Annotated in this window: 11 protein-coding genes; 4 read left to right on the top strand and 7 right to left on the bottom strand. The window is 34.3% G+C overall.

Annotation, left to right across the window (positions count from 1 at the left end; all coding sequences use genetic code 11):
- Positions 1-184: 184 nt before the first annotated feature.
- The 6 genes from P0R33_RS11525 to P0R33_RS11550 form a co-directional block, all read right to left on the bottom strand.
- A complete protein-coding gene (locus tag P0R33_RS11525) occupies positions 185-1,435 on the bottom strand; it encodes a TCR/Tet family MFS transporter (RefSeq protein ID WP_276175575.1) in 1,251 nt (416 codons plus the stop codon).
- Between the two features lie 457 nt (positions 1,436-1,892).
- A complete protein-coding gene (locus tag P0R33_RS11530) occupies positions 1,893-5,069 on the bottom strand; it encodes an efflux RND transporter permease subunit (protein WP_276175576.1) in 3,177 nt (1,058 codons plus the stop codon).
- Between the two features lie 91 nt (positions 5,070-5,160).
- A complete protein-coding gene (locus tag P0R33_RS11535; RefSeq protein WP_276175577.1) occupies positions 5,161-6,228 on the bottom strand; it encodes an efflux RND transporter periplasmic adaptor subunit in 1,068 nt (355 codons plus the stop codon).
- A 12-nt stretch (positions 6,229-6,240) separates the two neighbouring features.
- Positions 6,241-7,572 (bottom strand): TolC family protein, encoded by a 1,332-nt coding sequence (locus P0R33_RS11540; RefSeq protein ID WP_276175578.1) that lies wholly within the window; start codon positions 7,570-7,572, stop codon positions 6,241-6,243.
- A gap of 90 nt (positions 7,573-7,662) precedes the next feature.
- Positions 7,663-8,262 carry a TetR/AcrR family transcriptional regulator gene (locus tag P0R33_RS11545; RefSeq protein WP_276175579.1) on the bottom strand — a complete coding sequence of 200 codons (600 nt, stop codon included), beginning with the start codon at positions 8,260-8,262 and terminating at the stop codon, positions 7,663-7,665.
- Positions 8,263-8,372: 110 nt separating this feature from the next.
- On the bottom strand, positions 8,373-8,894 hold the full coding sequence (locus P0R33_RS11550) for a YceI family protein (RefSeq protein WP_276175580.1): 522 nt from the start codon (positions 8,892-8,894) through the stop codon (positions 8,373-8,375).
- 267 nt (positions 8,895-9,161) lie between these two features.
- On the opposite strand from P0R33_RS11550, the gene P0R33_RS11555 reads away from it, so the two are divergent.
- Both P0R33_RS11555 and P0R33_RS11560 read left to right on the top strand, forming a co-directional pair.
- Complete coding sequence (locus P0R33_RS11555) at positions 9,162-10,136, top strand: polyprenyl synthetase family protein (protein ID WP_276175581.1); 975 nt, start codon at positions 9,162-9,164, stop codon at positions 10,134-10,136.
- A gap of 77 nt (positions 10,137-10,213) precedes the next feature.
- A complete protein-coding gene (locus P0R33_RS11560; RefSeq protein ID WP_276175582.1) occupies positions 10,214-10,567 on the top strand; it encodes a hypothetical protein in 354 nt (117 codons plus the stop codon).
- Positions 10,568-10,681: 114 nt separating this feature from the next.
- Here P0R33_RS11560 and P0R33_RS11565 read toward each other — a convergent pair whose 3' ends face one another.
- On the bottom strand, positions 10,682-11,233 hold the full coding sequence (locus P0R33_RS11565; protein ID WP_276175583.1) for a hypothetical protein: 552 nt from the start codon (positions 11,231-11,233) through the stop codon (positions 10,682-10,684).
- Positions 11,234-11,349: 116 nt separating this feature from the next.
- On the opposite strand from P0R33_RS11565, the gene P0R33_RS11570 reads away from it, so the two are divergent.
- Positions 11,350-14,124 carry a 2-oxoglutarate dehydrogenase E1 component gene (locus P0R33_RS11570; protein WP_276175584.1) on the top strand — a complete coding sequence of 925 codons (2,775 nt, stop codon included), beginning with the start codon at positions 11,350-11,352 and terminating at the stop codon, positions 14,122-14,124.
- A gap of 94 nt (positions 14,125-14,218) precedes the next feature.
- Positions 14,219-15,466: a 2-oxoglutarate dehydrogenase complex dihydrolipoyllysine-residue succinyltransferase gene (odhB, locus tag P0R33_RS11575; RefSeq protein WP_276175585.1), complete on the top strand. Its 1,248-nt coding sequence runs from the start codon at positions 14,219-14,221 to the stop codon at positions 15,464-15,466.
- The last annotated feature ends 142 nt before the right edge of the window (positions 15,467-15,608 follow it).

Genomic DNA, 15,608 nt, shown 5'->3' on the forward strand with positions numbered 1-15,608 from the left:
AAAATATTTATAGAAAAGAATAAACGTTTACAATAAAGCTCCAGCGGAGCGACATGTTTTCTAACGATCTAATACATGTCGCTCCGCTGGAGCTTTATAATTGCTGTAATTGATTTTCTATAAATATTTTGCTTCTCCGAAGCTGATTATTGTTTGTGTAATACCTCTTGGGAAACTTTTACCTTTATATTATTTCCTTATTATCAATTTCTACTTTTGGAACAGCATGTTTTTTCAACGAAAAATAAGCCACAATTGTACTCAATAACATTAAAAAACCTCCTAAAATAAAGGGTGCTCCTGCAAACTTAAATGGCGCATCATTATGAGTAAAAAAGTAAAAAGTATTCGCCATCATTGGAGGACCAATAATAGAAGAAGCACTCATTAAACTGGTCAAAGTTCCCTGAATTTCTCCTTGTTCAGTTGGATCTACTTTACTTGCTACAACAGATTGTAAGGCAGGGCCGGCAATTCCGCCAAGGCAATATGGAATTAAGAAGACAAACATCATCCAGCTTTCTGTTGCGAAGGCAAATAACAACATTCCGATTGTGTATAAAGCTAAACCAACGTAAATACTTTTTTCATTTCCTAATTTTGGATTAATATATCTAATTAATCCACCTTGTACTACGCCAACCAAAAGACCAATTATTCCTAAAGAAATTCCGATCATTCTTTCATCCCAATTAAATTGATAGATTGTAAAGAAACTCCAGTTGCTTTGTACGGCATGAGAACCTACGTACAACAAAAATATCGCTGAGATTAAACCAATTAAAGTTGGATGTTTTCTCAAACCTAAAATGGCTCCAACAGGATTGGCGCGTTTCCAGTCAAAAGCTCTGCGGTTTTCTTTTTTAAGTGATTCTGGCAGAATGAAAAATCCATAAAGAAAGTTCAACATACACAAAACTGCCGCTGCGTAAAATGGCACTCTTGATCCGTATTGACCTAAAAGTCCTCCAATAACAGGTCCGATTATAAATCCTAATCCGAAAGCGGCGCCGATTAATCCGAAGTTTTTTGCTCTGTTTTCTGGCGTACTCACATCGGCAATATAAGCTGAAGCTGTTGTAATACTAGCGCCAGTGACACCAGCAATAATTCTTCCGATGAAAAGCCAAACAATAGTTGGTGAAAATGCCAATAAAATATAATCTAATGAAAACCCGAAAAGCGAAATTAAGATAATTGGTCTTCTTCCGAATTTGTCACTCAAATTTCCAATTACAGGGGCAAAAACAAATTGAGTTATCGCATACGCGAAAGTTAACCAGCCGCCTATTTTTGCTGCTTCACTAATATCACCATGAATCAATTCTTCGATTAATTTTGGTACTACAGGAATGATAATTCCCCATCCTGTAATATCAATTAACATGGTTATGAAAATAAAACCAATGGCTGCAGATTTATCTTTTTGTAGCATAATTGTTTTTGTAAGAAGATACAAATAAACGAAAAAGATGACATTTTTAATGTCATCTTTTCAATTCACAATAAAAAAATTCCAAACTCCAATTAAATGAACTTATAATTTCATTGTTAAATAATTAAAACTGTCTATAGTTTTTTTACACAGATTTAATAAAGATTTAGACAGATAGATGCATCTCTTTTTTAATTTGATCTGTTGAAATATTTATCATTTTGCTCAACATAGCCCGTGGTTTCAACCACGGGTACAAAATACATCCATAACGTCTCCCATGGTTGAAACCACGGGCTATATTTTAATAATGAATAGAAAATCTTTAAAATCTGCGTGAAAAAAATTTATTCTCAATCAAAAAAAAAATCCCAAATTCCAATATAAAGGAATCTGGGATTTTTCATTTTGAAATTCCAAATTCGGACTTTGGAATTTCTATCAAAAATTAAAACTATTAATGGGTATGTTTTGGATTAAAACCGTCTTCGCTTAATTCTGTATGCTCATAATCGGCAACCATTTCAGCTTCGTAATCGATTTTTTCTCCTTTAGAGAATTTTCTAATAATTTTCTCCATAATATCATAGATCACAGGAACTACAATTAACGTTAGGAATAATGAAGAAATCAAACCTCCAATAATTACCCAAGCCAATCCATTTTTCCATTCTGCTCCAGCTCCAGATGCCAATGCAATCGGGAACATACCAAATACCATCGCAATTGTTGTCATCAAGATCGGACGCAAACGAGCGTGGTTTGCTTGAATCAAGGCATTTCTAATTGATTCTCCAGCCGCTCTTCGCTGATTTGTATAATCGACAAGCATGATGGCATTCTTACACACCAAACCAATCAACATGATTACCCCTAAAATGGTAAAGATATTTAAGGTATTGTTTGTCAACGCTAGTGCGAATAAAACCCCAATGAACGAAAGCGGAATCGCGAACAATACCACAAACGGGTGAACGAAACTGTCATACAATCCCACCATTACAAGGTAAACCAAAATAATAGCGGCTAATAATGCGATTCCTAAAGTACCAAAACCTTCAGATTGGTTTTCTTGGTCACCTCCCCAGATGTAGTTAACTCCAACTGGTTTTTTCAGTTTGTCTAATTTTTCTTGCCATTGTGTAACGATTGTTCCTGCCGGCACACCAACGTTCTGACCTTGTACAGTTACAGAAGCCGTTTTATCTCTACGCTCTAATTTACTTGGTCCAGAACCTTCAGTGATAGTCGCGAATTGGTTTAATTTAATCTGCTGACCAGCGTTGTTGATGAAAATCAAATTACTAACATCGGTAATATTTTTTCTATCAAATTCGTTGTATTTGATGTTGATGTCGTATTCGTATTCACCAGCTCTAAACTTACCATCAGTATTACCACTATAAGCTGTCTGCATCGTTAAACCTACTGTTTGTAACGTTAAACCTAACGCAGCCATTTTATCTCTGTCAACCTGAACGTTGATTTCTGGATTTCCGTCTTCAACTGTTAGTTTAATCTCAGTTGTTCCAGGAATTGTACGTAATTCAGCTTCTGCCATTTTAGCAAACTTCATGGCACTTTCTACGTTTGGACCTGTTACGATCAAACCTAAAGTTGCATCTTCAGCTGTTCCTAAGATACCTACAGGAACGGTTTTTACTTTAGCACCAACTAAAATTTTCTCCAGTTTACGTTTTGTTTTAGCTGCATAAACGTTGGCATCATCTGTACGATCTTTTTGCTCGATCATTTTAACGTCAATCTCTGCTTTGTAAGCTGTTGCTTGAGCCGCACCTAAACCTTCACTTGTTTGTCCTACTGTTGTAATTTGGCTGAAAACATATTTCTCTCCTTTTAAGAAAGCTTCTGCTTTTTGCGTCATAAAGTTAGTCTGTTCCAAAGAAGCGTCTTTTGGCATCTCAATTTGAACTAAGAACTCACCACTATCAGATGATGCGAAGAATTCTCCTCCAATATATCCACCTCCCATTAACCAGAAGATCGTTCCAAAGAACAGAACTAGGATAATCCCCATAGTTTTGATATAATGATCTAAACACCAGTTCAGTAAGTTTGAAATCCAATCTGTAAAACGAGTTAAGTAGCTTTCGAATCCAAGAATGATTCTTCCAAATAAATTTTTACCTTCAATATGCTCTAATTTTCCAAAACGTGAAGACAGCCAAGGAATAATAGTAAATGAAGCCAATAATGAGAACATCGTAGAAATAATTACCGTAACACAAAATTGTGTAATAATGTTCGATACCAATCCTGTACTCATTGCGATTGGCAAGAACACCACCACAATTACTAAAGTAATAGAAGTTACAGTACCTCCAATTTCGGCAGTTCCATCATAAGACGCACGGATTCGGCTTTTACCCATTTCCATGTGTCGGTAAATGTTCTCCAATACCACAATCGCGTCATCCACAAGAATACCAACAACAAGAGATAAACCAAGTAAAGACATTAAGTTAAGCGTGTAACCTAATAAATAGATTCCGATGAATGTAGCAATTAAAGAGGCAGGAATAGAAACCATTACAATCAACGAGTTTCTAATACTATGCAAGAAGAACAACATTACAAATGCCACCAGAATAACGGCAATTAATAAATCGTGTACAACAGAATCTGCTGCTTCAAGCGTAAAGACTGTACTATCTTTTGCAACTTCCAATTTTAATTGCGAAGATTTATAATCGTTTTCTAAAGTTGCAATTGTTTTGATTAACTGCTCACTTACTGCAACGGCATTTGCATCTGATTGTTTTACAATTTGAAGTACAATCGCACTTTTTTGATCAACACGCGCAATTTTCTCCGCGATTTTTTGTGTATCTTGAACATCAGCAATATCTCCTAAACGAACTTGAATTCCGTTTTGAGAAGAAACCACTAAGTTTCTTAATTCTTCAACATTTTTATATTTACCCGCTAAACGGATTAAGATTTTTTGGTTACGAGTTTGAATATTTCCTGTAGGGAAATCCAAGTTCGAAGTCAAAATAGTTTGTTGAACCTGAGGAACTGAAAGTCCGTAACCTTGCATTTTTACTGCGTCAAGGTTTACTTGAATCTCACGCTCTTGACCACCGATAATGTTTACCTGAGCAACCCCTTGTACACGAGATAAAACTGGTGCAATCTTTTTATCAATCAAATCATAAAAAGCGGCTTCATCCATTTTACCATTCGCACCAAGCGTCATAATTGGCAAATCACTCAAAGAGAATTTGGTTAACGAAGGCGGATCGGCATCATCTGGCAAATCACTCAAAATCGCATTGATTTTACGCTGAGCATCATTCATCGAAATATCAACATTTGCAGTAGAAAGCAATGTGATAGATACTACAGATAAACTCTCATAAGATTTAGAGTCAATTTTTTTGATATTTTCAAGAGATGCAATCGCATCCTCAATTTTCTTTGTTACCGTATTTTCAACCTCACTTGGAGAAGCTCCTGGATAAACAGTTGAAACCGTAATAACGTTGGTTTCGAATTTTGGAATCAGCTCGTAGCCTAACTGGCTGTAGCTGAACAATCCACCTAGAATTAGAATTGTAAACAATACAATTACTAACGACGGACGTTTTATGGATATTTCGGCTAATTTCATATTTGTTGTTTTTTGCTGTAGGCTATACGCTGTAGGCTTTAGGCTTTTTTTAAAGGCTTAAAGCTTACGGCTTACGGCTTAAAGCTTAAAATTATTTAATAATTTCTACTGTATTTCCGTCTTGTAAGTTGATTTGACCTGTAGTAATTACTACGTCACCATCATTCAAACCATTGATAATTTCAACTTTATCTCCTAAAATTCTTCCAGCAACTACTTTTTTCAATTTTGCTACTTTATTTTCTACAACAAAGATTTCGTTACTGCTCACACTTCCAACAAAAGCATTTCTAGGAACCACTTTTAAGTTTTGTTTTTGGTTGTTTGAACCAAAGTTTGCTGTTCCGTACATACCTGCTTTTAAGTCATTATTAGCGTTATTTGTAATTTCAATTTCAACAGGGAAATTTAAAGAAGCATCTGCTTTTGCAGCGATAAATGTAATTTTTCCAGAGAAAGTTTTATCAGGATAAACACTTGCAGTAATGTTTACTGTGTTTCCTAATTTTAAACTTGCAACTTGGCTTTCGTTTACTGTAACAGTCAATTTTAATTTAGAAACGTTTACAATATCAAACAAAGCAGTTGCAGGCATTCCTGCTAAAATAGATCCTGGTTCAATGTATTTTTTGTTGATATATCCATTGATTGGCGCTTTAACTTTAGTATCTCCAACATTAATGTTTGCTTGAGTTAAATTAGATTGCGCATTAGTCATTGCCAATTTTGCCTGATCTAATTGTTGCTTTGTTACACCGCCTGTTTTAAAAGCATTTTCGTATCTAGCATAATCAGATTTTGCATTTTGATACACCGCTTGAGCTTGTTGTGCATTTACATTAATAACATCACCTCTTACTGTTAAAAGTGTTTGTCCAACTCTTACGTAGTCACCTTCTTTAACTAAAACACTGATTACTTTTCCAGATTTTTCAGCAGAGAATGTCAATTCCTGAATTGGTGCAAAGTTTCCGTTTGCAGTAAAACCAAGATTAACATCTTCTGTTTTTACTGTTGCTACTTTTACAGAAACCGCCGCATTTTTTTCTGCTACAATTGCAGTTTTCCCTTCATTTTCAGCCTTGTTCTTATTTAGAATGAAGTTAATCCCGACAAGTGCCACGACTATGATTACGATTGTTATAATTATTTTTTTCATTGTAATAATTTGTTATTTAGTAAGAGATTTTAGTTCGCCTTTCGATTTGATTAGAGATATTTCGGCAATTTTATAATTCAAAACTGCTCTTGTAAAGTTATTTTGAGCTTCAAGAGATGCGTTTTCTGCATCTAGCAAATCGGTTAAAGATGCTAAGCCTTGAAGATAATTGTTTTTGGTATTGCTAAGAATTTCAGTTGCTAAACGCATGTTTTCTTTCTGATTTTCGATTGTTACCAAGTTGTTCTCGATTTGTGCCATTGCATTTCTGTAATCTAAATCAAGAGACAATTTAGTGTCTTTAATATCTTCCTGAAGTTCTCTAATTTGAACATCTGCCTGTCTCACTTTTGCACGAGTTCCAAAACCTGTAAATATTGGCACATGTAAGTTTAAAGCAATAGCTGAGAAATCTGACCAGTAAACTCCTTTTTCTGGTTTTGCAAACCAAGGAAATTCAGGACCTTGACCGATATAGTTGTAACCTGCAGATAATGAAAGCGTAGGATAATATCCAGCTTCAACCGCTTTTTTATTAAAAACTAAAAGTTCTTCTTGTTTCTTCAAAAGCAAATATTCTGTTCTGTTTTCAACATTTGGCTCTTGAGTTAAAGCAGCTGGAACAACTTCAAATTCTTCTTTTGGCATAGTGATTTGAGTTTCAATTGGCATTCCCATATAAAACTTCAAAGCATTTTCCTGTAAAGTAATCTGATTTTTAATTTGCTGACGTTCAGTATCAATGTTAGACATTTTAACAACAATACGATCTAAGTCGATTTTTTTAGCCAATCCATTGTCAAACTGACCTTTTACGATATCACGAACTTTTGTAGTGTTTACGTAATTACTGTCTAACAAAATCAGTCTTTCTTTCTGTACATAAACCGAATAGTAGTTATTTGCAACTCTCTCAATAACTTGTTCTTCTGTCAATTGATCGTTTATTTGATAAAACTCACGCGTAGTTCTTGCTGCTTTTAATCCTGTAAATACAGATTGATCAAATATGGCTTGAGTTAGAGAAAGTCCCGCAGTAGATGTCCATTTCTGACCAAATGCAGCCTGAATTGTAGTTCCCGGCTGTCCAAATCCAGCTCCGTCAATAACGGTTGTTTGAATGATTGGGTTGTGAGTTAAATTTCCGTTTGCACTAATTTGAGGCAAAGCTCTAGAGCGTACTTCTTGAATTTGATACTCACTATTTTCAACCTGAAGTTTTGCTTTTTTTGCATCCGCTTTATTCTGAAGCGCGTAATTTACTGCGTCTTTCAGGGTTAAAGTGGTTTGCGCGTTGGCAGACAAGCCAATGGTGCACAAAAATATAAGAAGGATTCTTTTCATAAGTAGTTAAATATTTATTTTTAAATTTTGAGATAGTATCGTCATTTCCTATTCCTCACTCAGAAAAATGACGATTGAATATATGGATGATTAATTTTGGATTCTTTTTAATTGCTTTTCTAATTCCTCAACTCCTTTTGGAGTAGCCATTGCACGAGTATGGTATTCTAATGCTTCTAATTCTATTCTTTGGGCTTCGCTTTCAGAAACTGTATTTTCGTTAATATGAAAAACCAATGTGTAATAAAATTTCACATAAACCTCAATATTTAAATCACTTCTGTAAAGTCCTTCGCGAATTCCTTTTTCGATATTATCTCTAAAACATTGAGTGCATTGATCAATTTCTATAGAAAGGATATTTTGGTAAATCTCTGGATAATGTTTTTTAAGCTGATAAATTGGCGAAGTATCAATGTTATTTTTAAACATATCGCGGAACATTTCTCTAATCTCAAAATTTTCATGAATCGCATTATAATTCTTAGCAATAATGGTATCCATAATCTCGTGAACTTGTCCGTGAACCATCGAAGTACTTTCTTCAATAAGAACTTCTTTATTGCAGAAATATTTGTAAATCGTTTTTTTAGAAATACACATTTCTCCTGCAATGTCATCCATAGTAACACTCTTAAAACCAAGCTTTAAAAACAACTCGCTTGCTTTTGAAATTATTTTCTCTTTCATCTTAAACTCCTCAAATTGCATTACAAATATACCTCGGAAACTCAAATCAAAAAAAATAGTTTCCGCTTTATTTGTAATAATTTTACATTAATTTATTGATTTAGTAAGAATTATATGCTAAATTCTAGATTTGCTATAATTTTGATATCTTTTCCTAAAGCTGCACCATTTGCATGATTAAAAGAACCGTATTCTAAACCAAAATCTTCTCGTTTAACATTTCCTTTTATTTCAAAAGCAACTTTTTTCTGTCCGTTGTGCATATTCTCTCCTAGAAATTCTGCATCCAATTCAACTACTCTTGTAACGTCTTTGATAGTCAAATCTCCTTTGAAAAAATTAATATTTTGATTTACTTTTTGAAATGAAGTCGATTTAAAACGAATTATCGGATGCTCATCTTCTTCAAAAAAATCTTGAAGCTGTAAATAAGCATCTATTGATTGGAAACTTTCATTTTTATTGTTGATATCTAATGAGAATTCAACCGAAGCATCTTCAATCTCATTATCCTCAATATTTACATAACCATCAAATTTATTGGCAGTTCCTCCTACATAAGCCGTTCTTGATCGTCTCATTTTTAATAAAACGTCTGATTGCGCTGAATCTAAAGTCCATGTTGTTCTCATAAAAACCTGATTTAATTAAGTTTATAAATCATTAAAAACTTACTATGGAAACTTTTTTAGTGTTTCGAGTTTCCATTTAATGCTGCAAATATAAACAGAAAACTAAGAATACCAAAAAAGTTTCCAAGTTTTTTTTCGTTTTTTAATGAATTAATTTTGAGTTCGTTTAGCATGAAAGTTTAAATGTTTAACAGCATTTGATATTTATCAGGAAATAATTCATAATTGAATTGTATCTTTGAGCCTCGTAAATCAGAATTTCATTTTATGCACGATATTAGTCAGTACCAGGATTTTTTTATTGATTATTTAAAAAAGCAAAATATTCACAAAGAGCCTATAAACCTTTATGAGCCGATTGAATATATTTTAGGACTTGGCGGAAAACGCATTCGTCCGGTTTTGACTTTAATGGCTGCAGAAGTTTTTAATACTGATTACACTACTGCGCTTCCCGCGGCAATGGCTGTTGAAGTTTTCCATAATTTTTCTCTTGTTCATGATGATATAATGGATGATGCGCCTTTGAGAAGAGGTCAAGTAACGGTTCATGAAAAATGGAATCTAAACACCGGAATCCTTTCTGGCGATGCCATGTTGATCTTGGCGTATCAATATTTTGAACAATACGAACCAAATGTTTTTAGAAACCTAGCCAAATTATTCAGTAAAACAGCTCTTGAAGTTTGCGAAGGACAACAATGGGATGTTGATTTCGAAACTCGTAAAGATGTTACGATTCCGGAATATTTGAAAATGATTGAGTATAAAACAGCCGTTTTGGTTGCTGCTGCTATGAAAATGGGTGCAATTGTTGCCAAAACTTCTGAAAAAGAAGCTGATTTAATTTACGATTTCGGACTGAATTTAGGTTTAGCTTTCCAATTGCAAGACGATTATTTAGATGCTTTTGGAGATCCAGAAACTTTTGGAAAACAAGTTGGAGGCGATATTATAGAAAATAAAAAGACATATTTATATCTTAAAGCTTTAGAATTTTCTTCTAAAGAAAAAGCCTCAGAATTAGAGCAATTATTTACGCTTCAATTAGAAAATAATATCGAAAAAATAGAAACAGCTAAAACTATTTTTAATGAATCTGGTGCTTCAAAAGCAACGCAAGAAGCTATCGAAATGTACACTTTTAAAGCTTTTGAAACTTTAGAAAAAATGGAAATTAATTCTGAAAAGAAAGATGTTTTGAGAACTTTCGGAGAGAATTTAATGGGACGTAAGGTTTAGTGTTCAGTTTTCAGAAAAAAAGTATTCAGAAAAAAAAATCTACAATCATAAATCAGCAATCTAAAATCTAAAATCTCATGTTTGTAGCACCCATAAATACCGAAGCTTTATTAGCGCAAGCGCAAGCAGAGACTTTATATTTAAACCTAATTGAGCAGATTAATAAAGATTTTAATCTTGCCAATGAAGGAATTGATTTTCCATTAAGCATTTCGCCAGATGAATTAAAAATCCAGCTTCACGAAAAAATCTACAGAATGATTCAGTACAAATTTGCTGAATATTTAAATCTTCTATATATTATTGATGTTCCTGAAAATGAGATAAAAAGTCTTGATGGATCTGATTTAGTTATTTTAGCAGAACAAGTTGCGTTTTTGATTTTAAAAAGAGAATGGCAGAAAGTGTGGTTTCGAAATTATTATAAATAGAAAAGGTACAAAGGTACAGAGTTGCAAAGCTACAGAGGTTTTCTTTCTTTGAGATCAACTTTAAAATCAAATTATAAACCTTTGAACCTTTGCAACTCTGTACCTTTGAACCTTCTAAAAGTAAACCCTCACAAAAGGCATAAATCCAGAACCATAAAGACTTTTGTTCGGATTATACAAAACATCGTAACGTGCGCCGATTGTTACACTTCCAGTTCTGTAACCTGCTCCTAGATAAAGCGCAGTGTTCCAATAACTATCAGAATAAGAAGGTCTATTAAAATTGGACTCGTATCTGGTATCTACTCGAACTTGCTCTAATTCTGCCGATAATTGAATTTCTGGAATCGGGTTTACAAGCGTTATTAAACTTCCTCCATAAACATACGATTCATAATAATTTCTTGAGTTTAAGTAACCAAATTGTAAACCGACACCAACGGCAACAATTTCGTTAACATTGTAAATTGCACTCGGCATTACAGAAATATCTGTATAACCAGAACCAAATCCGAGACCTAAACCTCCTCCAAACTGAACTTTATCCCAGAAATGGCTACTGTTGTCTATGACATAATTTTGCTGTGCAAAGGAATAACTTGAGAAAAAGACGGTCAAAATCACAAAATAATATCTGCAATCGATTGAAAAATGAATTTTATTCATAGTTAACGTTTATTTTAACAAATTTTTACGTAAAAGTACGTAAAAAAAAGATTTAAATAAATGTGATTGTTGTACTTTTGCCTTTCTATATAACAAAAAGTATATTCACTCATATTATGGATAGGTTTTCATTTTTAAACGCAGCGCATACCGAGTTTTTTGCACAATTATACGATCAATATTTAGTAAACCCAGACAGCGTTGAGCCTAGCTGGAGAAGTTTCTTTCAAGGTTTTGACTTTGGACAAACAACTTATAACGACGAAAACCCTGTGCAAACGATCGTTGAGTACGTGACTAGCGACAATACAGATTACAGTCAAGTTTCAGAAAAACTAAAGAAAGAATTCAACGTTTTAAAATTAATTGACGGATACCGTACGCGCGGACATTTATTCACAAAAACAAATCCAGTTCGTGACCGTAGAACTTCATCTCCAACTTTGGACATTGAAAACTTCGGATTAACGACTGCTGATCTTTCTACAGTGTTTGATGCTGCTCAAACAATTGGACTGGCTCCTTCTTCTTTACAAGATATCGTAAATCGCCTTAAAGCTATTTACTGCCAGCACATCGGTATTGAATATATGTATATTAGAAATCCTGGCGTTGTAAAATGGATTCAAGATAAATTAGCTGTAAATGTTAATCAGCCAAATTTCTCTTCAGAAGAAAAGAAAACAATCTTAAATAAATTAAACGAAGCTGTATCTTTTGAGAATTTCCTTCATACTAAATATGTTGGACAAAAACGTTTCTCATTAGAAGGTGGAGAATCTATCATTCCAGCTTTAGATGCTTTAATCGAGCAAGCTGCAGAAAAAGGTGTTGAACAATTCGTAATGGGAATGGCTCACCGTGGTCGTTTGAACGTTTTAGCAAATATCTTTAACAAATCTACTCAAGATATCTTTGGTGAGTTTGACGGAAAAGATTACGATCAGGAATATTTTGACGGTGACGTAAAATACCACTTAGGTCTTACTGCCGACAAAAAAACAAGATCTGGAAAAAGCATCAACATCAATTTAGCACCAAACCCTTCTCACTTAGAAACGGTTGGAGCTGTAATTGAAGGTATCACAAGAGCAAAACAAGATAAATATTATGCTGACGATTTCTCTAAAGTATTGCCAATCGCGGTACACGGAGATGCTGCAATTGCAGGTCAAGGTATTTTATACGAAATTATTCAAATGGCGCAACTTGATGGTTACAAAACTGGAGGAACAATCCATATTGTAATCAACAATCAAGTCGGATTTACAACTAACTACTTAGACGCTCGTTCTTCTACTTATTGTACAGACGTTGCTAAAGTAACTTTATCTCCAGTATTACACGTAAATGCTGACGATGCTGAAGCTGTCGTACACGCTGTATCTTTTGCATTAGATTATAGAATGCAATTTGGACGTGACGTATTTATCGACTTATTAGGATATAGAAAATACGGTCACAACGAAGGTGATGAACCTCGTTTCACTCAACCAGTTTTATATAAAATTATTGCTAAACATAAAAACCCAAGAGACATCTATGCTGAGAAATTACTTTCTGAAGGCGTAATCGATGCATCTTATGTAAACGGTTTAGAAAAGCAATACAAAACTGCTTTAGAAGAAAACTTAGAAGCTTCTCGTAAAAAAGATTTGACAATCATTACTCCATTTATGAAAAACGAATGGGATGGATTTGTTCAAGTAACTGATACGCAAATGCTTCAAAAAGTGGATACTACTTTTGCTAAAGAAGGATTAGATTCTATTATCAATACAATCTCAACTTTACCAGAAGATAAAAAGTTTATCAATAAAATAACTAAAATTGTTACAGACAGAAAAACTGGTTACGATAACAATACTGTTGATTGGGGAACTGCAGAAGCTTTAGCTTACGGTTCGCTTTTAACAGAAGGATTTGATGTTCGTATTTCTGGTCAGGATGTTGAAAGAGGAACTTTCTCTCACCGTCATGCCGTTGTTAAAGTAGAAGATTCTGAAGAAGAAGTAATTCTATTAGATGCTATTGAAAACAAAAAAGGAAACTTTGGTGTATTCAACTCTTTATTATCAGAATATGGTGTTTTAGGTTTTGATTACGGATATGCATTAGCAAACCCAAAAGCCTTAACAATCTGGGAAGCACAATTTGGAGATTTCTCTAACGGAGCCCAAATCATGATTGACCAATATATTTCTTGTGGAGAAGATAAATGGAACAACCAAAACGGTATTGTTTTATTATTACCTCACGGATACGAAGGACAAGGTGCAGAACACTCTTCTGCAAGAATGGAGCGTTATTTACAACTTTGCGCAAGACATAATATGTATGTTGCAGACTGTACAACTCCAGCTAACTTCTTCCACTTGTTAAGAAGACAAATGAAAACGAATTTCCGTAAACCTTTGGTTGTTTTCTCTCCAAAAAGTTTATTGCGTGATCCAAGATGTGTATCTACAGTTGAAGAAATCGCAAGCGGAAGTTTCCAAGAAACAATTGATGACAATACAGTAGATAAAAAGAAAGTAAAAACACTAGTTTTTGTTACTGGTAAATTCTACTATGATATTGTTGCCGAAAGAGAAAATAACGGAAGAAATGACGTTGCAGTTGTTCGTATTGAGCAATTATTCCCTTTCCCAGTTGAGCAGATCAAAGAAATCATTGCACAATATCCAAATGCTGATGACTATGTTTGGGCGCAAGAAGAACCTAAAAACATGGGAGCTTACAGCTTTATGTTAATGAACTTTGACCTTGTAAAATGGAGATTGGCATCATTAAAAGCATATTCTGCTCCTGCATCAGGAAGTTACACACGTGCAAAACGTCGTCACGCAGATGCAATTAGAATGGTATTCGATAAAAACTTATTTAGATAATTAAAAAAATGTTTCAAGTTTCATGTTTCAAGTTTCAAGTGTAACAACCTGAATCATAAAACATGAAACCATAAAAACCTTAAACAAAAACAAGATGATTTTAGAAATGAAAGTCCCATCACCAGGGGAATCAATAAAAGAAGTTGAAATTGCAACTTGGTTAGTAAAAGACGGAGATTATGTAGAAAAAGATCAGGCAATTGCTGAAGTTGATTCAGACAAAGCTACTCTTGAATTACCTGCTGAAATGAGCGGTGTAATTACACTAAAAGCTGAAGAAGGTGATACAGTTGCAGTTGGTGCTGTAGTTTGTTTAATAGATACTGATGCTGCAAAACCTGCAGGTGATGCACCAGCAGCTCCAGCAGCTGAGGCTCCAAAAGCTGAAGCACCGAAAGCTGAAGCTCCAAAGGCAGAAGTAAAAGCTGAGGCTCCAAAAGCAGCTCCAGCAGCTACAAGTTATGCAGCAGGAACTCCATCTCCAGCAGCAAGAAAAATATTAGACGAAAAAAATATAGCTCCGGCAACAGTTTCAGGAACTGGTAAAGGAGGAAGAATCACTAAAGATGATGCTGTAAATGCAGTACCGTCAATGGGAACTCCAACTGGTGGAAGCCGTGGAACTGAGCGCACAAAATTATCAATGTTACGTCGTAAAGTAGCAGAAAGATTAGTTTCGGCTAAAAACGAAACAGCTATGCTTACTACTTTTAACGAAGTAAACATGACGCCAATCAACCAAATTCGTAACGAATATAAAGATGCTTTCAAAGCTAAACACGGTGGTTTAGGTTTAGGTTTCATGTCATTCTTTACAAAAGCAGTTACAAGAGCTTTAGAATTATATCCAGATGTAAACTCAATGATGGATGGTGATTACAAAATCGCTTACGATTTTGCTGACATCTCAATCGCAGTTTCTGGACCAAAAGGATTAATGGTTCCTGTTGTTCGTAATGCTGAATTGTTAACTTTCCGTGGAATTGAAGCTGAAATCAAAAGATTAGCTTTAAGAGCTCGCGATGGTCAAATTACAGTTGACGATATGACTGGCGGAACTTTCACAATCACAAACGGTGGTGTTTTCGGAAGTATGTTATCTACTCCAATCATCAACCCTCCTCAATCAGGAATCTTAGGAATGCACAACATTATTGAGCGCCCGATTGCAGTAAACGGAAAAGTGGAGATTCACCCAATGATGTACGTTGCGCTTTCTTATGACCACAGAATTATCGACGGACGTGAGTCTGTTGGTTTCTTAGTTGCTGTAAAAGAAGCTCTAGAAAATCCAGTAGAATTATTAATGAATGGCGATGCTAAACGTGCTTTAGAATTGTAATTGTAATAATTTTCAACAATACTTAAAAGCCTGTTCATTTGTTTGAACAGGCTTTTTTTTCTTAATATCGTCTTAATTTTAGCTTAAGATGTTAATTTTTTAAATAAACGTAAATTTTACCCTTTAAAAAAAATTTTATTTA

The sequence above is a fragment of the Flavobacterium sp. YJ01 genome, from assembly GCF_029320955.1.
GTDB lineage: Bacteria > Bacteroidota > Bacteroidia > Flavobacteriales > Flavobacteriaceae > Flavobacterium.

Excerpts from the sequence above, each read along its gene's own strand:
- P0R33_RS11570 (WP_276175584.1), top strand. The coding sequence starts at position 11,350 with ATGGATAGGTTTTCATTTTTAAACGCAGCGCATACCGAGTTTTTTGCA.
- P0R33_RS11535 (WP_276175577.1), bottom strand. The coding sequence starts at position 6,228 with ATGAAAAAAATAATTATAACAATCGTAATCATAGTCGTGGCACTTGTC.
- P0R33_RS11555 (WP_276175581.1), top strand. The coding sequence starts at position 9,162 with ATGCACGATATTAGTCAGTACCAGGATTTTTTTATTGATTATTTAAAA.
- P0R33_RS11525 (WP_276175575.1), bottom strand. The coding sequence starts at position 1,435 with ATGCTACAAAAAGATAAATCTGCAGCCATTGGTTTTATTTTCATAACC.
- P0R33_RS11560 (WP_276175582.1), top strand. The coding sequence starts at position 10,214 with ATGTTTGTAGCACCCATAAATACCGAAGCTTTATTAGCGCAAGCGCAA.
- P0R33_RS11545 (WP_276175579.1), bottom strand. The coding sequence starts at position 8,262 with ATGAAAGAGAAAATAATTTCAAAAGCAAGCGAGTTGTTTTTAAAGCTT.
- P0R33_RS11540 (WP_276175578.1), bottom strand. The coding sequence starts at position 7,572 with ATGAAAAGAATCCTTCTTATATTTTTGTGCACCATTGGCTTGTCTGCC.
- P0R33_RS11530 (WP_276175576.1), bottom strand. The coding sequence starts at position 5,069 with ATGAAATTAGCCGAAATATCCATAAAACGTCCGTCGTTAGTAATTGTA.
- P0R33_RS11550 (WP_276175580.1), bottom strand. The coding sequence starts at position 8,894 with ATGAGAACAACATGGACTTTAGATTCAGCGCAATCAGACGTTTTATTA.
- P0R33_RS11565 (WP_276175583.1), bottom strand. The coding sequence starts at position 11,233 with ATGAATAAAATTCATTTTTCAATCGATTGCAGATATTATTTTGTGATT.
- odhB (WP_276175585.1), top strand. The coding sequence starts at position 14,219 with ATGATTTTAGAAATGAAAGTCCCATCACCAGGGGAATCAATAAAAGAA.